At 58.8% G+C, this 22,133-nt stretch carries 19 protein-coding genes; 10 read left to right on the top strand and 9 right to left on the bottom strand.

Annotated features, from left to right (window positions below; all coding sequences use genetic code 11):
- Nucleotides 1-119 precede the first annotated feature (119 nt).
- From ABIQ96_RS23645 to ABIQ96_RS23630, 4 genes are all read left to right on the top strand, one after another.
- Nucleotides 120-2,123, top strand: coding sequence for a VIT domain-containing protein (locus ABIQ96_RS23645; protein WP_348217123.1), 2,004 nt, complete (start codon nt 120-122; stop codon nt 2,121-2,123).
- Nucleotides 2,124-2,164: 41 nt separating this feature from the next.
- Nucleotides 2,165-3,550 carry an archaeosortase/exosortase family protein gene (locus tag ABIQ96_RS23640; protein ID WP_348217122.1) on the top strand — a complete coding sequence of 462 codons (1,386 nt, stop codon included), beginning with the start codon at nt 2,165-2,167 and terminating at the stop codon, nt 3,548-3,550.
- Nucleotides 3,551-3,765: 215 nt separating this feature from the next.
- Nucleotides 3,766-4,116, top strand: coding sequence for an MmcQ/YjbR family DNA-binding protein (locus ABIQ96_RS23635; RefSeq protein WP_348217191.1), 351 nt, complete (start codon nt 3,766-3,768; stop codon nt 4,114-4,116).
- A gap of 26 nt (nt 4,117-4,142) precedes the next feature.
- Nucleotides 4,143-5,108, top strand: a complete 966-nt coding sequence (locus tag ABIQ96_RS23630) for a PQQ-binding-like beta-propeller repeat protein (RefSeq protein ID WP_348217121.1) — start codon at nt 4,143-4,145, stop codon at nt 5,106-5,108.
- Between the two features lie 42 nt (nt 5,109-5,150).
- Here the strand turns inward: ABIQ96_RS23630 and ABIQ96_RS23625 are convergent, their stop codons facing one another.
- A complete protein-coding gene (locus tag ABIQ96_RS23625) occupies nt 5,151-6,464 on the bottom strand; it encodes a hypothetical protein (RefSeq protein WP_348217120.1) in 1,314 nt (437 codons plus the stop codon).
- Nucleotides 6,461-8,536 carry a S8 family serine peptidase gene (locus tag ABIQ96_RS23620; protein WP_348217119.1) on the bottom strand — a complete coding sequence of 692 codons (2,076 nt, stop codon included), beginning with the start codon at nt 8,534-8,536 and terminating at the stop codon, nt 6,461-6,463. The genes ABIQ96_RS23625 and ABIQ96_RS23620 overlap by 4 nt, the downstream gene beginning before the upstream one ends.
- 326 nt (nt 8,537-8,862) lie before the next feature.
- Here ABIQ96_RS23620 and ABIQ96_RS23615 point away from each other — a divergent pair, with 326 nt between their 5' ends.
- The 5 genes from ABIQ96_RS23615 to ABIQ96_RS23595 all read left to right on the top strand — a co-directional run bounded on the left by ABIQ96_RS23615 (nt 8,863) and on the right by ABIQ96_RS23595 (nt 15,222).
- Nucleotides 8,863-9,507, top strand: a complete 645-nt coding sequence (locus ABIQ96_RS23615; protein WP_348217118.1) for a papain-like cysteine protease family protein — start codon at nt 8,863-8,865, stop codon at nt 9,505-9,507.
- Nucleotides 9,508-9,595: 88 nt separating this feature from the next.
- The gene (locus tag ABIQ96_RS23610) at nt 9,596-10,192 is read left to right on the top strand and encodes a hypothetical protein (RefSeq protein ID WP_348217117.1); all 597 of its coding nucleotides are present in this window, start codon (nt 9,596-9,598) and stop codon (nt 10,190-10,192) included.
- Nucleotides 10,193-10,456: 264 nt separating this feature from the next.
- Nucleotides 10,457-11,614 carry a hypothetical protein gene (locus tag ABIQ96_RS23605; RefSeq protein WP_348217116.1) on the top strand — a complete coding sequence of 386 codons (1,158 nt, stop codon included), beginning with the start codon at nt 10,457-10,459 and terminating at the stop codon, nt 11,612-11,614.
- A gap of 201 nt (nt 11,615-11,815) precedes the next feature.
- Nucleotides 11,816-13,138: a hypothetical protein gene (locus ABIQ96_RS23600; RefSeq protein ID WP_348217115.1), complete on the top strand. Its 1,323-nt coding sequence runs from the start codon at nt 11,816-11,818 to the stop codon at nt 13,136-13,138.
- A gap of 380 nt (nt 13,139-13,518) precedes the next feature.
- Nucleotides 13,519-15,222 carry a DUF262 domain-containing HNH endonuclease family protein gene (locus ABIQ96_RS23595; protein WP_348217114.1) on the top strand — a complete coding sequence of 568 codons (1,704 nt, stop codon included), beginning with the start codon at nt 13,519-13,521 and terminating at the stop codon, nt 15,220-15,222.
- Between the two features lie 86 nt (nt 15,223-15,308).
- On the opposite strand, the gene ABIQ96_RS23590 is transcribed toward ABIQ96_RS23595, so the two are convergent.
- The 6 genes from ABIQ96_RS23590 to ABIQ96_RS23565 all read right to left on the bottom strand — a co-directional run bounded on the left by ABIQ96_RS23590 (nt 15,309) and on the right by ABIQ96_RS23565 (nt 21,333).
- Entirely contained in the window at nt 15,309-16,637 is a 1,329-nt protein-coding gene (locus tag ABIQ96_RS23590; protein WP_348217113.1) for a hypothetical protein, read from the bottom strand.
- Between the two features lie 82 nt (nt 16,638-16,719).
- Nucleotides 16,720-16,932 carry a hypothetical protein gene (locus ABIQ96_RS23585; protein ID WP_348217112.1) on the bottom strand — a complete coding sequence of 71 codons (213 nt, stop codon included), beginning with the start codon at nt 16,930-16,932 and terminating at the stop codon, nt 16,720-16,722.
- Between the two features lie 145 nt (nt 16,933-17,077).
- A complete protein-coding gene (locus ABIQ96_RS23580; RefSeq protein ID WP_348217111.1) occupies nt 17,078-17,200 on the bottom strand; it encodes a hypothetical protein in 123 nt (40 codons plus the stop codon).
- Between the two features lie 110 nt (nt 17,201-17,310).
- On the bottom strand, nt 17,311-18,471 hold the full coding sequence (locus ABIQ96_RS23575) for a class I SAM-dependent rRNA methyltransferase (protein WP_348217110.1): 1,161 nt from the start codon (nt 18,469-18,471) through the stop codon (nt 17,311-17,313).
- 216 nt (nt 18,472-18,687) lie between these two features.
- Nucleotides 18,688-20,121, bottom strand: coding sequence for a toll/interleukin-1 receptor domain-containing protein (locus ABIQ96_RS23570; RefSeq protein ID WP_348217109.1), 1,434 nt, complete (start codon nt 20,119-20,121; stop codon nt 18,688-18,690).
- Between the two features lie 3 nt (nt 20,122-20,124).
- Entirely contained in the window at nt 20,125-21,333 is a 1,209-nt protein-coding gene (locus tag ABIQ96_RS23565; protein WP_348217108.1) for a hypothetical protein, read from the bottom strand.
- A gap of 142 nt (nt 21,334-21,475) precedes the next feature.
- Between ABIQ96_RS23565 and ABIQ96_RS23560 the strand changes: the two genes are divergently transcribed.
- The gene (locus tag ABIQ96_RS23560; protein ID WP_348217107.1) at nt 21,476-21,760 is read left to right on the top strand and encodes a hypothetical protein; all 285 of its coding nucleotides are present in this window, start codon (nt 21,476-21,478) and stop codon (nt 21,758-21,760) included.
- A gap of 67 nt (nt 21,761-21,827) precedes the next feature.
- Here the strand turns inward: ABIQ96_RS23560 and ABIQ96_RS23555 are convergent.
- Nucleotides 21,828-22,133, bottom strand: a 306-nt coding sequence (locus tag ABIQ96_RS23555; protein ID WP_348217106.1) for a hypothetical protein, incomplete at its 5' end; no start/stop codon positions are given.

Below are 22,133 nucleotides of genomic sequence, written 5' to 3'. Positions count from 1 at the left end.
AGAAATCGGGAAGGCCGTTTTTCGTTTCAGTTCAGGCTTCTTCCCGGAAATTTCACACAAGCCGCATCGGTGATTCACAGGGCGGAGGTGTCATAACGGCGTCAACTCCGCCACACACCATGAAAGCGCTCCATCGTATCACCTATCTGGCAGTCATTTACGGACTTCTTCTATCCGCGTTACATGCAGAGGGGGATTCACCGTCGTCACCGTATTTCCAGATCATCGGCAAACATGACGATTCGTCGAACGAACAGCTCCCGCTGAAATCTTCCGCCGCAAAGGTGACCATCGACGGCACCATCGCCCGTGTCCATCTCACCCAGCGTTACGCGAATTCCGGCAGCATCCCGATCGAGGCGATCTATGTGTTTCCCGCATCCACGCGTGCGGCGGTGCATGGTATGACGCTCACCACCGGCGGTCGCGTGATCGCCGCGCGGATCCAGGAATCCGTGAAGGCGAAGGCGGAGTATGAAACGGCGAAGGCGGAGAAAAAGACCGCCGCGCTGCTGGAGGAGCATCGGCCTAACGTCTTTCAAATGTCCGTCGCCAACCTGCTTCCCGGCGATGACATCGATGTGGAAATCGACTGGACCGAAACCATCCCCGCGGTCGATTCAACTTACGAATTCGTTTTCCCCACCGTCGTCGGTCCGCGCTACACCGGCGGCTCCGCGGCGGGGAACGGTGAAACGTGGACGGCGAATCCACACCTGCAGCACGGTGCGCCGAGCCCGGCGACGTTTACCCTCGAAGCCTCTCTAACGACGACCCTGCCGCTGGCGGAGGTGACCTGCCCGAGCCATCCGCTGGCGGTGGATTTCAAAGCGAAGGACCGGGCGCTGGTGAAGATCGATTCCAAGTCCGGCGCGGAAAATGCCAACCGCGATTTCATCCTCCGCTGGAAACTGGGGAACGATCAGGTCGATGCCGGGTTGCTTCTGAATCACGGACTAACAAAGAATCATTTCCTGCTCCAGATCGCCCCGCCGCCGCGTGTGGCTCTGGAGCAAATTCCTCCGCGCGATTATGTCATGGTCATCGACGTCTCGGGATCGATGGAAGGCTTTCCGCTGAATACCGCGAAGGATCTTCTCCGCAACCTCGTGAAAGGACTGCGCCCGGAAGACACTTTTAACGTCGTCAGCTTCGCGTCCGGCAGTGGGGTGCTTTCGGAAACCGCGTTGCCCGCTAACGACGAGAATGTTTCATTGGCGGTTCAATTCATCGGCAGCCGGCAGTCCGGCGGCGGCACCGAGCTTGAAGCCGCGTTGAAGCGTGCGCTTGCCTTGCCTGGTGGCGAGGATCGTTCTCGCTCGATCCTGCTCATCACCGACGGCTACGTGAATGTGGAAGCGGAAACCGCGGAGTTGATCCGCACGAACATCGGGCGGGCGAATCTCTTCACCTTCGGAATCGGATCGGCGGTCAACCGCGAGCTGTTGGAAAGCGTGGCCCGCGCGGGTGGGGGAGAGCCGGTCATCGTCACGACGGGAAAAGAAGCGGGTCCCGCTGCCGCCAAGTTCCGGGAATGGGTGTCGAATCCGGTGCTCGCCAAGGTTCAAATCACCGCGGACGGCGTTGCGCTCGGCGGTATCGAACCCGATCCTTATCCGGATGTTTTCGCCTCGCGGCCACTCATCGTCACCGGCACCTGGACCGGCGAGCCGAAAGGGAAAATCATCGTCCGCGGCATTGGCGGCAATGGAACCCGCTTTGAAAAATCCATCGATCTCGCGGAAGCCGCGGCGGCGACCGGACTCGGCCATCCCGCAGTGCCGGTCTTGTGGGCCCGCGAGCGGGTGCGGCACCTAACGGAAGGTGCGAAGCGCGACCAGGCAACCATCGGCGAGATCACCTCCCTGGGCCTGAACTATTCGCTGCTGACCCCTTACACCTCGTTCCTCGCCGTCGATGAAACACCACGCGCGATGGAAGGCCTCGCTCAAACCGTGAAGCAGCCGCTGCCCATGCCGCAGGGAGTGAGCAAGTCCGCGGTCGGCGGTTCTTCTCCCGCCATGGTGCAGAATGGCTCGGTTCCCGAACCGGGCAGCATCGGGCTCATCGCCTTTCTCGTGGTCCTGTTAGCCCTGCAACGCCAACGCGATCTCCAATCCTAAGGGGAGGGGACGTCTCGTCCCCTCGCATGGTCGGGACGTCCATGCCCCCTATTTCAAATGCACCGCCGATGACCTCGCTCGCACTCACTCCGCCGCAGTCCCGCTGTCGGGATCTGGCGGCCGGCCTTTTCAAAATTCATCCTGCCGTTTTCCAACTCATCGCGCTGATACCGGTCATCTGGTGGTTTGCGAAGCGTCTCAACGATGGCAGCGATGAACCGTTAGGCCTGCTCACGCTCGGGCTCGGATTGGTGCTTGCCTGGCGTGACAGGAAATCCCTCCTCACCAGCCCGCTCACCCGCGTCGCCGGCGCGGTGCTGTTAGCGCTCTCCGTCCTCGGCATCCACTGGCTGCCGCCGATGGTGCGGGCCGGGTTGGCGATTTCCGGAATTGCCACCTGGTATGGCATCCACCGCCACAGCGGGCTGATGGGCTTGCTGATGTTGTCGTTGCCCCTGGCAGCGTCCATGCAGTTTTTTCTCGGCTATCCACTGCGGGTGGCGGCGGCGGAGGGAACGGTGAGGCTGTTGGAACTCGGCAGCCTGGTGGTGACGCGCAGCGGAACGCAGGTTGAGCTCGGCGGTCAGGTTGTTGGCGTGGATCCGGCGTGCGGCGGTGTGCGGATGTTATGGCACGCGCTGGCCGCTGCCATGGCGCTCGCCGCCATTCATCGGCTTACGTGGCGGGCGACGATCATCGGCGGGTTGTTTGCGATCGCGTTGGTGATCCCTGCGAATGTTCTGCGCGCCATGCTGCTCGTTGTTCAGGAATGCGGCCGTCTGCCGAACATCATGTTAGGTCACGACGGGATCGGCCTTGCGAGTTTCATCATCGTGCTCCTGCCGCTCTGGCTGGCGATTTCCAGCAGGGCCCGGCCTGCCGTCCCCGCGACGGGTGCGGCTCCATACGGGCGAACTGGTCTATCGGTTCTGGCGTTTAGCGCGGCATTGGCACCACTGTTGATGTTCGCCACACCGCGCCGTCCCGGACCGCCGGACATGGGTATTGGACCCGACGTTTTTACCTTCGACGGGCTCACCCTACCGCTGACTCCGCTGCCTCCATCGCCCGCCGAGATGGCGTTTGCGGAAAGTTTTCCCGGCACCCTCGCCAGCTATCAATGGGGCGGCAGCCAAGTGATTCTGCGGCGGGTGAACGAGGCGACGCGGCGCTTGCATCAATCGCGCGATTGCCTGCGCGCGGCGGGGTTTGAGACCACCGAAGCCTTGACCATCCGCCTCGGCGACGGCACGGACTGGGCCCGGTTCCACGCCATGCGCGACGGCGTCCGCTGGACTATTTCCGAGCGCATCACCAGCGGGGGCAATGGTGCGTCCTGGACCGACGTTTCCGCATGGTATTGGGCTGCCGTCCGCCACCCGCTCAACGGCCCGTGGCAGGCTGAAACCGTGATCACGAAATCGTGAAAAATTCTTCCGCAAGTTTGCCCGGCTTGCCCGTCTATCTCTACGTCCCGGGGTGTGCCCGGGTGTGGATTGCACCGGTTCCCGAGCCCTGAAAGCATGGTTCGATGGTTTCCGCACCATCGGACAATTCCAACAGGGCTTGGGAGCCAAATCCACATCGGCTCGCGAAGCCGCGGCTTGATCCCGGCTTCGGGAAATGGCTGAATGCGGGGACCATGGACCTTCCCGACGCCATCGCCCGCTTTCTATCCAAACCTGGAGCCGAGGAAACGACGCCGTTCGGCCCGGAAGTGCTCGTTTACAAGGTCGGCGGGAAAATGTTCGCCCTCACCATGCCCGACGAATTTCCCGCCCGCATCAATCTAAAGTGCGATCCTGATAGATCCGTCATCCTGCGTGACGAATACGACGCCGTCACCCCCGGCTATCATATGAACAAACGCCACTGGAACACCGTGGTCCTCGACGGCTCGCTGCCCGCGAAGTTGGTTAGGGAACTCATCGATCATTCCTACGACCTCGTCCATGCCTCCCTGCCGAAGGCAAAAAGACTCACGGGAAATTGATCTTCTCCCGCCGTTCGTCCACTACCATGCTGTGGCCCATCCCGATGAAAAACCCCGCCGATTCCATCACCACGCTTCTCCTCGCCGCCGTCATCGTTTCCACCCCGGCGCTCCACGCGGAGCAGACCGGCACCGCGCGCCGGGTGCTCGCGGCGGATGACACCACCGGCCATCTCGGCATTGTCGCACCGGATGGAAAGCTGGAATGGGAAACCAAGGTTGGCGCGATCCACGATGCCCAAGTGCTGCCGAACGGAAACATCCTGTTCCAACAAGGCTGGACCCATATCGTCGAGATGGATCACGACAAGAAAACCGTGTGGGAATACGATGCCTCGAAAATGAATGGGAACGATGGCAGGAAGGTGGAAGTGCATTCCTTCCAGCGTTTCGAAGACGGCACCACCCTCATCTCCGAGTCCGGACCCGGCCGCCTCATCGTGGTGGACGGGGAGGGAAAACTGCAGCGGGAGATCAAGCTCAAGGTCACCCACCCGAGCAGCCACAGCGAGACGCGGCTGGCCCGCCGCATCGCTAACGGAAACTATCTGGTCGCCCAGGAGAGCGACGGCTTCGTCCGCGAATACGATCCTTCCGGCACCATCGTCTGGGAATTCGAGGAACCGCTGTTCGGCCACGAGCGCAAGGAAGGCCACGGTCCGGAAGCCTTTGGAAACTCCGTGTTTTCCGCGGTGCGGCTGGCCACCGGCAATACGCTCATCGGCGGTGGCAACGGCCACTGCGTCCTCGAAGTGAATCCCGCGGGGGAAATTGTTTGGAAAATCTCCCAGAACGACTTGCCCGGCGTCACCCTCGCCTGGGTCACCCGAGTCGAGCGCCTGCCTGATGGAAACACCCTCATCGGAAACTGCCACGCCGGTCCCGACCAGCCGCAGTTCATCGAGGTCACTCCGGACAAGAAGGTCGTCTGGACCTTCAAGGATTTCACAAACTTCGGGAACTCCACCACCGTGCAGATGGTGCTGAAGTAAAGAAGCCGGCCGCTGCACGAAGCCAAATCGGAACACGGAGGATTACACCGTGAACTGGAAATTGGGAGCATCGAGAAAGCGGAACTTCACCTTGTTGCTGGTGGCCGCCGCATCCTGGATCTTTTTCTCGACCTTTTTCATGTGGCTCTGAGCCGCTGGTTTGATGGATGAGGTGGAGCTCGAGTTGAACCACATTTTGAATGTTTTTCCCGTTTGCGGATTCGAGCTTCGTTGTGCCGCGGTTCCGATTCTGGAATTCACGACCAGATCGATCACCCGAAGGTCCGGATTCTCGTGTTCGCCATTCCCGCAGAACACGTAGTGGTCCGCAGTGATGGCTTTGCAAAACTCTTCGCTGAAGTTGTTTTCGGAACCGTGGTGTTGCGCCTTGAGGACATCCACATGAAGACCCGGAGAAGCATCGGTGATGAATTCGTGGTGGCGCAGTCCCTTTAGGATATCCTGCCAGGATCCGTCTCCGGTCATCAGATAGCGCTTCGGCGTGTCGGTGTCCGACGGCTCTTCGATTAGAAACATCAATGAGGCGAGATTCGGCGGTGTGACTTTTTCGCGATTGCCGAGTTCCGCAGCTTTGGCGGCGAGCATGTCTGTCAGGCGTTGGATGTCGTTGCCAATGTTCGCCTCGTCCTCGGCCGCTCGCTCCTGGATTTTGCGGACGACTTCCTTATTGTCCTTCAGCCATTTGTCCCATTCCTTGCGCAGCACATCAAGATCCTCTTCGAATGGCCCGATCACATAGATGTTGAGATCGCCCAAAGCGAATGGAGACAGATTCTCACGGACATACATGAGCTTGCCTTCGGCGGGCTCGTTCAGCGGAATGTTCAACTGATTGCCACCGATGCGCCGGGATAGCAGAATCGCCTGTTTCTGGCTAAGCGCCAGTTCACCCAGTTCCTGCGCCGTGGATAGATGGTCGGGATCGACGGCTGCGGAGAGAACGGAAGCTGATGCAGCCAACAGGTCCTCGATGGGCCCGGCATTCTCACCCGTCTGCTCGTGAAAGGCGTTGTGCCAAATTGCCTTGGCTTTGGCCGGACGCGGGTTCTTCGGTTTGGGGAAATGGGTATTTCCCTGCTCGCTTTGGAAATCGAAGACCCGCCACGCGGCCTCGTCATCCATCATTTGCAGAATGCCTGCGATGTGGTCCTCGTCGATGTGGGACACGTAGACGAGATCGAGTTCTTTTTTGCTTTTGCGCATCCGGCCAAGGTGTGGAGCTACATGCACGCCATAGGCGCGGAGCATGCCTCCATCTGCCAGGATTCGGGTGCCACCGCTGCTTTCCAGCAGGAGACAATCGCCTTTGTCGGATTGAAATATGGTGAATTTCATGGTTTGAGGTCGGTTCGGGTAAAAATGAGTGACGCTTCCGTGATACATGCTTCGGGGTGAATGACGCCGAAGCCCGAGTCATTCCGCCATTGATAGTCCATGCCTGGGAGCGGCCGCGCCGTACGCCGCATGATGCCCAGAATCTGGGCTGCCGTGAGTTTAGGTTGTACGCCCAGCATTAGAGCGGTCACACCGCAGACGTAGGGGCTCGCCATGCTGGTGCCTGTCATGCGGATCCAGGGCGAGCCGGATGCCGAAAAACCATTCGCTGCAGTGATCTCCGTGCCGGCCGCCGCCACGTCGGGTTTCTCCCTGCCGTCTCGTGTTGGGCCCTGGCTGCTGGTGATGTGAATGCGCTCCACCGGCTCATCCAGATTTCCCACCGCGATCACCTGATGACCCGTCGCCATCGAACTGATGGATGAATCGTCGATATTCGACCGTTCGCTGAAGAACGACGGGAAGCGCCAGTTTTCCGGGCCTGGGATTGCGTCGGTCCGGCGAGGATCATCCCGCTCGATCCAGCCGTGGTAGCGGCCGTCCCTCACTTCGTCCGCATGGATGCGGACCGCCCACACTCCGGCAGCAATTCCAACGATGCCCTGCCCGGGCGGCGGATAGAACGGGCTGAGATAGAGCGAGAGGTAGTTCGAGCCATTCGCTGCATGATAGAGCTCGTTATAAATGCTCAGCACCGTGCCATCCGGCAGCCGGTGATTTTCGATAAACTCGCCTGGTCCCACGGGCCCTATCCATTTGCCGCCGGGAGGGCGGATGGAGACGGAAAAGCGATCCTGCGGAGCATACCACAGCTCCAGTTCGTTTTCGGACACGTCCGAGATCTTGTCACCCACGACGGTCCACTCGATGTCATGCGAGAGACCGGCGGAGGCCAGCCGACCGCTGGTGTGAATCCTGCCCGTCACGAATCCGAAATCCCCTGCGGAGAGCGAATTTTCCTGCCCGGCATTGCCCGCGGCGATGCACACCGCGCGGCCCGGAGTGGTGAGCGCGGAATCGATCCAGCGGCTTACGGGGCTGCTCCCATCGTGGGCGTGGCCGTTGGTTCCGAGGCTGATGTTGATGGCCACCGGCATATTCATCTCCTCGCCGAGCGCGAGCAGGTATTCCACAGCGTGGGCGATCCTCGTGGAGTCGTAGAACGATTTCCGCCGATCCGTGAGATCTTCCTTGGAAACCGTAATCAGCACGGCGGCGATGGAGGCCTCCCGTGCGACTCCCGCATTTCCAGCAGCGATGCTGGCCACATGAGTGCCGTGCGATCCTGTCACCCGCTGGCTCTGTGGCTCGACATCCGTTGGAGAAACTCCCAGTCCAGCCGCAGCCTTCAGCGCCGCATCCAGATGGATCTTTTTGAACTCCGCTCCATAGTGACAGGACTTTTGTTTCGGAGCAGGGCGGGCGTCTCCTCCCTGGTCCCAAATATTGACGAAACGCGTGCCGCCGTTTTTGTCCAGAAAGTCAGGGTGGGAGAAATCAAATCCCTCCACGTCGATAATGCCTACCAGCACTCCCTTGCCATCTTTATGCAGGTCCGCCTTGCCCACCTGGCGGATGCCATCCGGCGGAGTGGCCACCCGGTCACGTGATTTCAGCGGCTTGGGCGCGGAAAGCTGCTGCCCGGCCTCGATGAAAACTACGTCATCCGAGGAAGCGAGAACCTTCAATTCCGACAGCGGAAGTTCCAGCGTTGCGAGTTCCTGACGTCTGGCCGTTTCTCCCGGCAGCTTGCGGGACTTGTCGCCGGAGGCACGGGTGTGGACGAATACACTCGCCTGGATGTCCTTCACCGGCCCCGCCAGCGGTGCTTGTTTTTGCTGCGCCGCCGGAACGGCCGAGAACCTGATGGACTGCGCCTGCGTGACGGAAGGAATATCCGGCAGGGATGCGGTGAATTCCGACGGCAGCACCGCGATGCAGCCGGACCTTTCGGAGCGCACCGCATTGACTTTGCTATCGCCATTCATGATCACCCGCAGCTTTGGTTGCAGCTTCTGGAGCGCGGAATCATTAATGATCTCGGGAGGCTTTTCGTCAGGCTTTGCGGACATGATCACGGAGGGGGATTTGTCAAAATACGGATGACGAAATTTCATCCGATATACTCTAGCAAAATCGCGAATGGCATCCGATGGCAAGCAAAGAAATCGGAATCTGATGGTTGTTAACAGATCCGTTACAAAGAGTAATTTGAAATCCGAGAGCCAATCCATGTGGTGGAGACGTCATCTGAAGCCTTTCGGGTGCGGATGGTTCCTCTGAGGCTTGGGGTGCTGAAACCACCAGATAACAACTCTGGCGACTTGGCGGAAATTCACGTTTTCTTCTGGCGATTTCCAAGAGAGCTGGATATCTGTTAACTGGTTTTAAAATCAGAATGAAAACAAAAATCATCTCCCTTCTTCTGGGCTGCCTGATCAGCGGCACCGCTTTTGCCCAGTTCGTACCGGACATGCAACCGCAGCAGCCATTGTCGGTTGGGTTGTCCAGTAACATGATGAATTTCGCCGCCGCCTCGCAGGAGGGATCCCAGTGGTGCTGGGCGGCAAGTATCCAGATGGTTTTCCAACGATATGGAGTGAATATTTCACAAACCCGAATTGTCACCCGTTCTTACGGCACGGATCAGTTCGGACACCCGCCGAATTGGCCGGGTTCGTGGCAGGTGATTACGGCGAATCTGAACAATTGGAATTTGGACGAGGTCACCGGAATGCCCTATCAGGTGGCTTGTCAGTTCGGACAAGGAGCTCCACCGCCGACGATTCTTATCAATGAATTGGCGAATGGATGTCCCGTTATCCTAGCCTATCGATCAAGCCCGACAAGCGGACACGCGGTGGTGATTACGGGTGCCCGCTATTATCCGACTCCGACGGGGCCGAATGTAGTCTCAGTCATTGTGAGAGACCCGTGGCCAAGCCCCGAGAACATCGCCAATAGGGGGCGAAAGGAATATGAAGCAGCGCAGTTCGCACAACTGATGCAGGGGTATTGGTTGGTGCGCGTGCAAAGACCTTGAGAGGTGAGCTGGCAAGGGGCGAATGCTTCCCCTTCCAGCGGATTTTTCGAAATTGCCAAGCTCTGTCAGGTCGTGCATTCATGGTCTCATGAAAAACCTGTTATTCGTCCCGCTCGCCCTGCTTCTCGCCGCAGCCGCCGGGGCTGGGGAACCGATGACTGCGGAGACATTCAGGAAACTGATAGAAACTCCGGGAGACGCCGTCGCCATGCGTCCAGAGCTGGCGGGGCTGCCGGTTTGGGCGAAGTCGAAATGCGACGTCACCATGACTTATCAGAACGGCAGGGTTTTCAAAGAGGAGTGCGCGCAGACCGCCAAGACCGTCGGGGGAAATTACATCGTTTCCTGGTTGGACTCGAAGTTCTACAAGCAGCCGGTCTATTGCATCACCGGCTACGATGAGAAGGCATCCGCCATCCGGGTGTGGGGGATTTATGAAGACAGGTTGGTCGAGTCCACGCTGACCTTCGACGCGGAGAAGAAGATCAATGCCTCCGTCTCCATCTATGACCCGGGGTTCATGGAACTGAATGTTGGTTGCTTCTCGGATCAGGAAATGTTGGATAAAACCAAGATCTACAAGGACGGGGTGCTGTTCATGAGCCGGGTGGTCAAGACCTTCCCGCTCGCCGCGGAAAAGCCCGGGGAGAAGAATCTTAACGAAAAGTCAGTGCCGGCCAAATGAATGGGAAGGAAGAGTTGGGGAAACCACGAAGGGCACGAATGGCGAGAATAAGATGACTTTTCTATCAAATGCTTTCGTGAATTTCGTGGTTCCTCTTCGGATTGAGCTGAAATCTCCTCACCCACGACAGCCCACCATCCGGCTGCGATGGCCTGCCCGGCCAATAGCCCATTAGACCCGGCAATTTCAGCACTTGAACATCTCGGAAAATAGGCGATGGGTGTCCGACCTTGCGCCATCCATCATCCTAACGAAAAAAACACCATGATCACCATCCCTTCATCCCCGATTGCCAGGAAGTCCGCTTCCGGCGGATTTCTCCCGCTCGCCCGTCTCATGCTGGCCGCCTGTGCGCTGCTGGTATCCACCGGCACGGCGCGGGCATTGCAGACCGGCATCCAAAACGAGCTATCGGCGGCGGAATACCAGGCATTGCTGGACCTTTACAATTCCGCAGGGGGCAAAGGCTGGTTGAATGACCAGGGCTGGCCGAATCCCGCCAAGAGCTGGCAGGGCGTGACCATCCAGGGAGTCGAACGCGATGGCAATGGTGACGTCGTTACCAAGGGAACTGTCTCCGCCCTGTTGCTTCCCAGAAGCTTACTCGTCGGCACGCTCCCCGCATCCCTTGGGAATCTGACCCATCTCCAGAATTTCGACCTCTCGTCCAACCAGCTTAGCGGGCCCATTCCCGCTACCTTCGGCGGAATGACCGAGCTGCTAGTGTGCAATCTTTCGGGTAACAAACTCAGCGGCCGCATCCCGACCAGCTTGGGAAATCTGACGAAGCTCGGCAGTCTCGATCTGGGCGACAACAAGCTGACCGGCCCGATCCCGGCCGAGCTAGGAAACCTCTCCAAACTCAAGATCCTCAGCCTATTCAACAACGCGCTGACTGGCCCCATCCCGACCGCACTCGGCGGCCTGACGCTGATCGAGAGCATCGACTTCGGCATCAATTTCCTCAACGGCGCCATTCCCGCGAATTTCCTGAAACTGAAACACCTTACCAGTATGGAGTTGTTAGGAAATGACTTCGACGACCGGAACCCGAACACCCCCTTCATGAAATCCCGTCAGGCGCTCGCCGACAAGGGCGTCGCCGTTCCCTACCTTCCCCAGCGCCATCGCATCATCGCCCTTACCGGGGATCTGGCCTTCGGCAGCCGGAAGGTGAACACCCGGACGTCGCTTAAACTAACTATTTCCAACACTGGCGACTTCGCGATGAAGGTCACCCGCCTCAAGCTGCCCGTCGGATTCAAGGGGAACTTCACCGGCACCATCCAGCCTGGTAAAAAGAAAGCCGTCACCATCACCTTCGCTCCCACTGCCAAAAAGCTCTACGCCGGCCAACTCACCGTCGTCTCGGATGCGAACTACGGCACACCCACCGCGAGAATCTCCGGCACGGGAAACTGACAGCAATTCGCCAAGGCGGCGGGAAACGGAGCCGCTGGGACGCGGAGGGAAGAGTCTTTTGATTTTTCGATGATCATGGCTCTGATCTTAAAAAAAAGCTCTGCGCCTCTGCGCCCCTGCGCGAGAACAGGCATTCATCAATTTCCAGATCTTCACTGAAGGCGCTGTTGCAATCTTCGGCCGGGCTGATAGGAAAATGCCATGAAAAGAAGTGGTGTTGCCCGGTTCGTTGTTTTTCTTGGGATGATGTCGCTGCTCCATGCGGCGGAGACCATCGAAACTCCGGGCGACGACGAGTGGGACAAGGAGGTCGCCGCAGCGGGCAAGGCGGCCGAGGAGGACTTCGCGACGTGGAAATCCACGGGCAAGACGCCGGAATACTTCGAAGATCATGCGATCCGCGGGGCGAGGGAGGATCTGGTACAGCGGATGATCTCCGGCGACAAGCTCGCGGAAACGGAGATCAAAACCGACTTGCCCGCCACACCTTGCGAGGTGAGCGTGTGTGCCACCGCGCCGCTGGATTCCGCCATCCAGGAAGGCGATTCCTATCGCACCGTCTGGCGGCGCATCACGAAGGACCGTTTCGAAATCTGGACGCCGAAATCCGGCAAGCTCTACGACGCCAAGGGCAAGCTCATCGCCGAAGCCAAGGTCCATCGCGGCGATGGTTGTGGCAGGGAATGGTATGGTGCGTTTCTGCCGGACGGCCGCTGGATCACCACGGACATTGATGAGCGGGACGACGAGGTGACCGCATTCTCAGCCAAGGGGAAACGGCTTTGGTCGATCAAGGGGGCGAAACTCATTCCCAAATACAATGAGGTTGAGGGGTATCCCGCCCTCCCGCTGATCGGATGGGCGAGGTCTGACAAAACCGGCAAAGCCTGGATTGTGTCGATCGGCTCCGAACGTGGCCGCGGCTGGGTGAAACTCACCCCTGATGGGAAATGGACGAAAATCGACGATCCGTGGAAGGAATGTTTTCCCCAGCAGCTCCGGTCGCGTGGCATGTATATCGATCGCTCCACCCGCAGCGACGATGGCTCGCAGCGGGTGAGCCGCACCGAAGCCGGCCACGGCATGCATGTCGGCTGGCCTCACTATCACTTGCCCCAAACCGACATCCTCCTCCCTAACGGCGACGACTTCGGAATCCTGCCGGACTCATGGTCCGTTTTCATCGAGTCCGATTGCGGCCCGCTCAGCTCGGAGATCGACGCGAGTCCGGAAGATCGCAAGGAGCTGCGGAAAGACGAACGTGTCTGGTTCTTCGATGCGAAGGGTGCCTATCAGCACTGGATCAAAGGCCACACCGTGGGAGCCAGCCTGCCAACCGGTGGCCTGTGGATCTACCAGCTCGACGACAGTTGCGCGCTGGTGGACAAGGGCTACACCGTTAAATCCCGCAGGAATTTCACCACTCGGGAAAAGAAACCCCTCATTCCCGTGGAACTCCACGATGACATCGGCCTCGGCTTGTTTCTATCGGAGGGGAAACTGGTGCTGGGGACTTGGGAATAAGGGAACGGTAGGGGGCATGATTCCCATTCGGCTCCTTCCCGGTCTTCTCATAGGGCGCTGGGAGGTCTCGTCCCGGCGTCTTCCTCCGGCATTTTGGGTTTCCTGAAATATGCCCGGAAAATCATCCGCCCTCGAGCTGCTGCGGTTGGTGATTGCCAGCCAAAGATCCGTCGATCCTTCCGCCTTCCGGTTTGTTTCGGAACATTCCAAACTGAATGCTAACAGCTTTCGTCACTTTCTCCTTCCCGCCAAGCCGGATTTCGCGGAAAAATCGGCCCGACTCCTTATGTCATGCGGCGGGGGCTATCTTCCGGATGAAACCTGCTTAATCCCGAGACTCGCAATCCGTCGTTTTCCCCGATAACTTCAAGCCCATCGCCATGGCAGCCTCAAACCTCCTCGCCACCAGTACACCGAATCTCAAGAACCTGCTTGGAAACGGGCGGTCTTACCGTGTGCCCTCGTTTCAACGGGATTACTCGTGGAAAGAGGAGCACTGGGAAGATTTGTGGCTGGATTTGCAAGAACTCACGACCAAGCGGTCGTCGCAGCATTACATGGGATCGCTGGTTCTGATGCAGAACGACAACCCCGAAGAATACACGATCATCGATGGTCAGCAGCGGATCGCGACTTTGAGTATTCTCATTCTCTGTGTGATTGCCCGGCTGAGAGAATTGGCTGATTCGGGAGTCGAGCCGGAAGCGAACCGGGAACGTGCTGCGTTGCTGCGGGGCAGTTTTATCGGCGCGAAGCAGCCTGGTTCGTTGGTGGAGGCGAGCAAGCTCACGCTCAACCGAAATGACGGTGATTTTTATCAAGGCACACTGGTGCAGCTTGAGAAGCCAGCCAGCGAGCGTTCGCTCGGTGATTCCGAAAAGCAGCTTTGGGGCGCGTTCAGGTATTTTTCCAAACGCATAGCCGAGGAGTTTTCAGAATACAGCGGCCAGAAGTTGGCGGAGTGGATCGATGCTCTGGTATCGGTAAGGTTGCTTTTCATCCAAGTCGTCGTGGAGGACGACATGGGAGCCTACACAGTATTCGAAACGCTCAACGCGCGGGGACTGGAACTTACGGCCAGCGATTTGATCAAGAACTACCTGATGTCGCTCGTGGCAAAAAGGGGCAAGGGAGATCTCGAACATGTGCTCAAACGCTGGCAGCGGGTAACCGGACAGATCGGCGTGAGGCGGCTACCTGAGTTTCTGAGGCACTATTTCAATTCGCTCTACCCGTTTGTCCGGCAGGAGAGGTTGTTCAGGAGAATCCGCGATGAAGTCGCATCCGCAGAGAATGCGATGGATTTAGTCAGAGACTTGGAGCGGGCTTCGGTTTGTTATCGCGCGCTTGGTGACGCGGAAGACGAGTTTTGGCTCGATTTCCCCGGAGCGGCGGAACAGGTCCGGGCTTTGGTGCTGTTCGGCGTAAGTCAATATAAGCCGTTGGCTCTGGCTGCGTTTCGAAAACTCACCGGCGACGAGGCTGTGAAAGTTCTCAAAGACTGCGTCACTCTCTCGTTCCGGTTCAATGTGATCAGTCGGCTTGGAACGCACGAATTGGAGAAGCGCTTCAACGAAGCTGCACTCGGGTTGCAAAGTGGAAGTGTGACCAAGGCATCAGGAGTTCGCGGATTGCTTCAAGCAGTTTATGTGGATGATGATCAGTTCCGGGCGGATTTTGAGGTTTTCCGCCAGTCAATCAGCAGCAAAGGAAAGAAGATCATCCGGTATATTCTCTGTGAACTTGAGCGCCAGAACTCCGGCCACGACTTGAGCTGGAGTACCGCGAGCGCAACGATAGAGCATATACTTCCCGATCATCTCGATGATCATTGGGCGACTATTTTCTCCGAAGATGAACACGACCGCTATGTGGAGAGGCTCGGCAACTACGCGCTCTTGGAACACGGGAAGAATAAGGGGATCGGACAGCAGCCGTTCGCCGATAAATCGTTAGTATTTGAAACGAGTCAGTATGGGCTGACGAAGGAACTCACCACTTTTGGAGAATGGACTCCTGCGGTCATCAATGATAGGCAAAAAAAGCTAGCTCGGCTTGCGACAACGGTTTGGCGCTTTCCTTGAAAATGCTGAAACGGCCCCGTAGAACTGTCTCACACTCCTTCTGCGACTTTAGCGGATGGCGGCGGTCTCAGACCGCCGCTACACGGCTAACGGACTTCGCGGGTCTCGCTTTGATAGCCTAACTCGGTGAGGCGGCGGTCGGTGGCGGCGCGGTGGGCATCGAGGCGGGAGAGAAATTCCTGCGGATCCTTGGGTGGATCGAGCGGTTTTCCGGCGAGGTGGTGGAGATGGGATTGGAAGACGGCGTCGGGATTTCCACTGGCGCGGAATTCCTGAATGCCGGGGATGCGGAGCGGAAGGAACGGCCGCTCGTGGGTGACGATGGAAGTGCCGTCGGCCAGCCAGGTGGTGAAGGAGGATTGGGTGGGGATGTAGCCGGGCAATGCGACATTCCAAGAGGCGCTGATAGCGAGCTGGTGGTCAAGTCCCGGGGAGGCGAGATGGGCTGTTTCCAGAATCACGTCTCCCGCAGGAAAGACCAGCTGGGTGCCGGAGAGGAAGTGCCAGCCGGGATGGCTGGCGATCCATGATGCGGCCTGGTCCTGGAGATGCTGGGAGAGCTCGGCGAGGGCGCGGGTTTCGGCTTCGCTGAAGTGATAGGTATCGCGCCGGAGTTGGTGGGAGCGAAGGAGTTTCGCGAGGAAGAGATTGAAGAGGGTGAATGGATTTTTCCTTTTCCCCACCAGCATCGCCAGCGGATAGCGATGGAAATAGGTGGTATGCATGAGCTTGCCACGCGCGGATGCCTGACCGGACTGGAGGTAGCTTTCCTTCTGGAGCGGGGAGAGAAAGCTAACGGCGTCATGGTGGATGGGGGAAATCTTCAACCATCCGGGTGGCCCGGCCTGGGTTCGAGCCTTCGGTCGGTCGATGAGGCGCCAAATCAGATTTATCAGGATGATGGCGAAGCCGCCGGAGCGAAACCCCACTTCCAAGTCGCGGGTGAGGGAGGGGACGAACGAGGTAAGCAAGGATGTCATTCCTAACAAATAGATGGCGATCCGCCATTTGTTGCGCACCATCCTGCCGTGCTGCGTGCGCGGGCCGACGAACTCCCAAATGAAGATCCGTTGGGATGGATTTCCCCGCAGGGCCTGGCCTTGTTTCAAAAGAAAGAACACGCCAAACAGTGCGAGGTAGAGCAGGAGCGGGTTGTCATGAAAGCTATCCGGCAAGAACCGGATGACGGCGACCACGATGACCACTCGCAGTATGGGAAACAATCCGCTGTTGCGCTGCAGAATGCGGCGCACGGCTTTCATCTCGCCGGTGGTTTCGCCGGTTTCAAGATCCACTCTTGGCAGCACCGCGCTGTTTTTGACAAGTAGGGTGGTGCCATCGAGTTGCCACAGGAGCGACGACGGAGCCTCGGGGTCGAGGGTCGCAGGCGGTGCGTAGGGATTGGGATCGGTCATCGGAGGCCTGAACATCGACCATCGGACAACCAACGTCGAACATTGAAATGGGAGATGGAGAGGTGCCTCAACGAGCCATCCGCTAGCTGAACAGGAACGGGACGAGCAGGGCGCACAACGCGGAGAGGACCACGGTGATTAGCACGATAATATTGGCCCGCGGAGCCGGTTTGGGAAGGGCTCCGTCCTCGTTGAGAGTTCGCTTGATTTTCCGCAGATGGGTGAGCGCCCAACCGATCAAACTCAGGAGCACGACCAGAAGCACGGCTGCTGCGGTTTTGAGGATAGTGTCCATGCCAGAAGGTTCGGGGCAGAAGGTGGCGGTGTCAAACGACCGCACGCAATGGAACGCGGCGGAAGAGGACGGCGCGGAGGCTGGGTGAAATTTCACGGGCCACCGCAGCAAATACTTCTGCTAGGTCATGAGGAGAAAGAGGAAATCAATCGTCTTCCTTCTTGTGCTCTCCGGCTTTGGGATCGCTGTCAGGAGGAGGAGTGGACACGTCCTTATCCGGCGGGAAGCCGTCGTTGCTCGGATCCGGGATGGTGGGCTTGGCGGACATTCAACACCATTGTCCGGCATTTTGGACTTATCAACTGGAGGACTTGGGGAGCGTTTCCGCGGCGATGGGAGGCCGGGAATCATGATTCCAGCCAATCCCATTTTTCCCACTTACCGCGAGGCGATCACCTCCACAGTAAACCCTTTTAAATAACCCGTCTCCGGGATGGAAATTAGAATCGGGTGGTCGGCACGCTGGCTGTGGTTCATCACGAATCTAGCGGATTTCTTCGCGTCCACGGAGGCGTCTACCAGGTTTTCCATGAAAAGCTCGCGGGAGGCGTGGTAGGAGCAGCAGAAGGTGGAGAGGAGGCCGCCTTTATCTAGCAATTTCAGGGAGCGCAGGTGGATTTCCTTGTAGCCGCGCATGGCGTCCATGAGGGTGGCCTTGTTGCGGGTGAAGCTCGGGGGATCGAGAATGATCATGTCGTAGTCGGGCTTCGCGTGTTTGAGGAAGTCGAAGACGTTGTGTTCGAGCACTTCGATTTCGACGCCGTTGAGCGCGGCGTTTTTTCTAGCAGCATCGCAGGCGCTGGCGGAGACATCGACGGCGGTGACGTGGGCGGCACCGGCTTTCGCACAGGCGAGGGCGAAGCCGCCTTGGTTGGTGAAGCAGTCTAACACGCGCTTGCCTTTGGCGAGGGCGGCGACTTCGGCGTGAGCCTGGAGCTGGTCGAGATAGAGTCCGGTTTTCTGGCCGTCGAAGAGATCGACCTCGAAGATGATGCCGTTGGCATTAACCTGGAATGCGCCGGGGTTTTCGCCGTGGAGCATTTCGATGCCGGGTTCCATGCCTTCTGCCTTGCGATAGGGGGAATCGTTGCGGAGGACGATGGACTTCGGATTCAATAGGGCGATGAGCGCGTCGCGGATGATTTCCTTCCGCAGGTCCATGGCGAGCGTGAGGGTCTGGACGGAGAGGTGGTCGCCGTAGCGGTCGACAATCAGGCCGGGGAGGCCGTCGGATTCGGACCAGACGAGGCGGGCGAGCGTTTCATCGATGTGGGAGTTTTTCCGATGCTCGATGGCTTGGCCGATGCGGCGGGTGAAGAAATCGAGGTCGAGGTCCTGCTTGCGGCGGGAAAAGCGGCGGGCGACGATTTGCGATTGCGGATTGTAGATGGCGGTGCCGAGCGGACGGTCGCGGAAGTCCTTGAGCGTGATGACGTCGCCGGGTTTCGGGTCGCCGAAGGTCTTCTTGATTTCGGTGGCGTAGATCCACTCGTGACCGTGGAAAATGCGCGCGCGCGGAGAAATGATAATGCCTGCCATGGGGCGGGAATCTGGGGCGGGGAAGCTGGACTTGTCGAACCTGAAATGGCTGGCGGTATGGGAAGACTCCAGTTGGAGGGCTGATTCCGGAAGATGAACCACGAAAAACACGAAGATTCACGAAAGGTTGGGAAATCCCAATTTGCCGCTCCATCCATCACTGTCTTCCTTCGTGATGTTTCGTGCTTTTCGTGGTTCCTCTTTGTGGATGTTGATCTAGCGGCTTTCGTTTTCGACGAAGAGCGAGGCTTCGATCCACGGGCCGGTGAGTTGTTTCGTGGGGCCGCTGCCGTCGTCGTAGTCGAGGCGCAGGCGGAAACGGTGGGTGGAGGTGACGGCGGCGTTGATCTGGATCAGGAAGCGGTCGCCTTCACCGGGTTGGATGAATTGGGAGAGCGGGCACTCGACTTCGTAGGCGTCGCCCTGGTCGCGGAGATCGAGCTGATAGTCGGTGGTGGGCGAGGCGGGGAAAACGGGGGGCTTCGTGGGTTTCACGCCGAGTGTGATTTCGAAACGGTGGGCGGCACCCTCGCCGAGCGTAAATTTTCCGAAGGCGGTGCTCTCGCCGCTGGCGGGAATGTTGGCGAGCGGGAAGACCGCGCGGCCGCTTGATAGATCGAGCGGCATGGGGAAAGGCGGGAGTTTCTCATCGTCCAGCGAGTCTTCTTGTCCGGCGACAGCGGCTTGGAAGTGCACCTCTCCGGGATCCGTGGCTCCCACGCTGACCAGCGCGAGTTCGTTGTTCTTTGGTGGCTCAATGACGACCAAGCGTTCCGGTTTCGCCTCACTGTGTTGCACTTCGGCGACGGCGCGGTTGAAGAAGACGGTCTTGCCAGTGGCGTTGAGGAATTTGAGTTCGAGAAAAAGCGGGGTGTCGTGGAAATAGCCGTCTGCTCCGGGCGTGATCGGAGCGAGGGGCGCGCTGTTTTTCCATGCTTCCAGATAGGCGCAGGCGTCGGTGATTTTCAGGGAACCGTCGGGCTTGGTTTCGACGACGTGTTTCACTTCGGAGGGTCCCGCACCTTTGAAATGCTCGGTGATCGCGCCGCTGCCGGCGTCGTGGACTGATAGATCCATCGTCACCTTGCCGCTATCTGTTGGGGCGGCAGGGGGCGGAGCGGGCTGATGTTTCCTCATCACTCCGAAGCCGATTCCTGCTAGAACCAACGCTCCAATGACCAGGGCGGGAACGATGGGTTTCTTGCGCGGGACGGGAGCGGGTGGAAATGCGGGCGTCGGTTCGATTTCGCGGCCTAGCAGCGCTTTCGTCGAGTTGACCAGCTTCGCGATGTGCTGCTCCATCGGCGGGTGCATGGCATCGAGCCAATGGCAGGACGCGAGGAAGAACTCGAGGCCCGCCGACATCGGAATATCCTCCAGGCGGAACGGGATAATCGGCAGACCGTGGTGCATCGCCCGCTCCATTTCGCGGAGGACGGCGGGGGAGGTGTTAGTGGCGGATGAAAACACCAGCACGACGACACGGCAGGCGGCCATCGCGTGGACGATGGACTCGCCGTAATTCCCACCGGGCAACACGTCGCGCGGGGCGATCCAGCAGCGGATTTTCTCAGCTTCCAGGCCGGCGCACAACGCGTCGGCGATGGCCTTGTTCTTCGAAGAGTAGCTGATGAAAACGTCGTGCGCCATGAATCAGGGTTCTTCGGAAGAAGTCTGTCCCAGCTCGCTGGCGGAGGAACGGGGAAGCAAGCCTTGGATCGAAACCGGACCCGATGTCAGCGTTTCGCCTTCGGTGGTTTTCAACTCGATGCTCAGCTCGTGCTTCGATGTGCGCGGAATGCCGAGCGTGATGACGAAACGGTCCACCGCGCTCGGTTTCACGACTCGCGAGACATCGATGGGCAATTCATAGTTTTCCCCGGATTCGCGGAGCATGGCTTCATATTTTCCGGCGACCGGTCCCACGGCTCCGAGTCCATCGGGAGGAAACAGCATGATCTTGCAACGGAAGGTGACGACCTGTTTTCGGACTTCTTCGCCGTCTTTCCATTCGAGCGCCATGCGGCCGTGGACCCAGCAGCTTTCCTCGAATTTACCGGCGAGCTTCGGACTCAGTTTGAACATCGCGGTGCTGGCTTCGGACACCGCTTCCTCGGCTTTTTGAAAGGGAGGGTCCTCGTCGAGATTGGTGTCGCTGGCGGCTTTTTCGAGCAGGCCGTCTCTCGCCGCCTCCGCATCGAGATAGGTTTTTCCCGCAGCAGTCAGTTCGGGCGCGACGCCGGCCTTTGCGAGTTCGTCGGTGAGGGAAATGCGGAGGTGCTCCTTCACCCGCTGGAATGTCCGGCTGAAGGGGAATTCTTCCTGAGCCTTGCCCTTCGGTTCGCTCGCGGTGATCGCGAAATCGAATTTCACGGAATCGATGGAATCCCAACCTTCGTTGTCCAATTCAAAACATTGCACCTGGCTGTAATCGCTGAACAACAGCGGCAGCGGCGTCGGATCCGGCGTGCTTTTCGCCACCTTGATCACCGCCGAGGAAAAGTGGACCGCTTGCTTGCCGTTGTTCACCAGCTTCACATCGAGCGCGGGGAAACTCAGATTCACGTCCGAGCTGTAGCCGATGGGAGACAGCGGCCCGCCGGATTTCAGCAGATCCATGTAATTGACCGCCTTTTTCTCAGACGGGTTGAGCGTCAGCTTGGGTGCGAGGGTGAGTTTGCCGTCCTTGGTGGTCCCGGCGTAGGTGAGTTTGGGAAATGATTCGGCGTCCTCTCCGATCCACTCATCCTTCTGCAATCCCGCCGGAATCCCGGACGACGCGCTCAGGCTCAATCCCACTCCCGCGGGTTCCGCTCCGAACGCGCAGGTTGCCAGCATCATCATCAAAGTCCACGGTTTCATAAGATCTCCGCGAAGGCTATCCATGCGGCGGGTCTTGCCAAGAATCTTCCCGCGACGCCCTTCCGCCGGAGCGCATATCCCGGCGGGTGATGTTTTCCGCTTGATCTCGTCGGGGCGAGAGCCTAGCCAATGGGCACCAACCATGGGACAACAATCGAAAAAGATCATCAAACGCCGTCGGCGCGCCGATTACGTGAAGCGGAAAGCGGCACAGGCGAAACTCGGCGGACTTGCTAAGAGACCAGCCGTCAAGAAGACCGACGCTGCGAAAAAGGCACCTGCTGCCAAGAAGGCCGCTGCGAAAAAGGCGCCTGCCAAGAAGGTCGCCAAGAAGGTCGATGACGCTGCGGTGGAAGCCGTCGATACGGCGGCACCGGAAGCGGTCGAAACCGCTGCGGTCGAGACGACCGAATCCGCGGAAGCTTGAGATTGCCGATCCGGCCCAGTTGAATTTTCCCACGAGCCGCTCTGAAAAGGGCGGCTCGTTTTGTTTTTCAAAGTTTCGGCACGGTGATGGGCCTGATCTTCATGCCCTCGAAATCTTTTCCGGCGGGCATGGAAAGCTGCCGTGTGGCCGGATCCCATGGGTAGGCCTTACCATAAACCGGATCTTGATTGAGCGGTTGGCCTTCCATGAGGGCGAAGGCGGCCTGGGTCATGGCCGAGGAGGATTGGGCTCGAGCCCAGCCGATTCCCCATGCATCCATGTCCATGAATAGGTGGCCCGTTGCTTGGCGACTGGTGTCGTGTAAAATTGATCCTGGCGGATAGAGCGTGGAACGTGGTTGCGGCGTCTCGCC

Source organism: Luteolibacter sp., from assembly GCF_039920825.1.
GTDB lineage: Bacteria > Verrucomicrobiota > Verrucomicrobiia > Verrucomicrobiales > Akkermansiaceae > Luteolibacter.
This window is presented reverse-complemented; position numbering and strand designations above follow the sequence as displayed.

Bases quoted from the DNA above. Each gene is read 5' to 3' on its own strand.
- ABIQ96_RS23575 (WP_348217110.1), bottom strand. From the start codon at position 18,471: ATGGCAGGCATTATCATTTCTCCGCGCGCGCGCATTTTCCACGGTCAC.
- ABIQ96_RS23645 (WP_348217123.1), top strand. From the start codon at position 120: ATGAAAGCGCTCCATCGTATCACCTATCTGGCAGTCATTTACGGACTT.
- ABIQ96_RS23570 (WP_348217109.1), bottom strand. From the start codon at position 20,121: ATGGCGCACGACGTTTTCATCAGCTACTCTTCGAAGAACAAGGCCATC.
- ABIQ96_RS23580 (WP_348217111.1), bottom strand. From the start codon at position 17,200: ATGTCCGCCAAGCCCACCATCCCGGATCCGAGCAACGACGGCTTCCCG.
- ABIQ96_RS23600 (WP_348217115.1), top strand. From the start codon at position 11,816: ATGAAAAGAAGTGGTGTTGCCCGGTTCGTTGTTTTTCTTGGGATGATG.
- ABIQ96_RS23615 (WP_348217118.1), top strand. From the start codon at position 8,863: ATGAAAACAAAAATCATCTCCCTTCTTCTGGGCTGCCTGATCAGCGGC.
- ABIQ96_RS23625 (WP_348217120.1), bottom strand. From the start codon at position 6,464: ATGAAATTCACCATATTTCAATCCGACAAAGGCGATTGTCTCCTGCTG.
- ABIQ96_RS23560 (WP_348217107.1), top strand. From the start codon at position 21,476: ATGGGACAACAATCGAAAAAGATCATCAAACGCCGTCGGCGCGCCGAT.
- ABIQ96_RS23620 (WP_348217119.1), bottom strand. From the start codon at position 8,536: ATGTCCGCAAAGCCTGACGAAAAGCCTCCCGAGATCATTAATGATTCC.
- ABIQ96_RS23605 (WP_348217116.1), top strand. From the start codon at position 10,457: ATGATCACCATCCCTTCATCCCCGATTGCCAGGAAGTCCGCTTCCGGC.
- ABIQ96_RS23590 (WP_348217113.1), bottom strand. From the start codon at position 16,637: ATGACCGATCCCAATCCCTACGCACCGCCTGCGACCCTCGACCCCGAG.
- ABIQ96_RS23565 (WP_348217108.1), bottom strand. From the start codon at position 21,333: ATGAAACCGTGGACTTTGATGATGATGCTGGCAACCTGCGCGTTCGGA.
- ABIQ96_RS23630 (WP_348217121.1), top strand. From the start codon at position 4,143: ATGCTGTGGCCCATCCCGATGAAAAACCCCGCCGATTCCATCACCACG.
- ABIQ96_RS23635 (WP_348217191.1), top strand. From the start codon at position 3,766: ATGGACCTTCCCGACGCCATCGCCCGCTTTCTATCCAAACCTGGAGCC.
- ABIQ96_RS23595 (WP_348217114.1), top strand. From the start codon at position 13,519: ATGGCAGCCTCAAACCTCCTCGCCACCAGTACACCGAATCTCAAGAAC.
- ABIQ96_RS23610 (WP_348217117.1), top strand. From the start codon at position 9,596: ATGAAAAACCTGTTATTCGTCCCGCTCGCCCTGCTTCTCGCCGCAGCC.
- ABIQ96_RS23585 (WP_348217112.1), bottom strand. From the start codon at position 16,932: ATGGACACTATCCTCAAAACCGCAGCAGCCGTGCTTCTGGTCGTGCTC.
- ABIQ96_RS23640 (WP_348217122.1), top strand. From the start codon at position 2,165: ATGCCCCCTATTTCAAATGCACCGCCGATGACCTCGCTCGCACTCACT.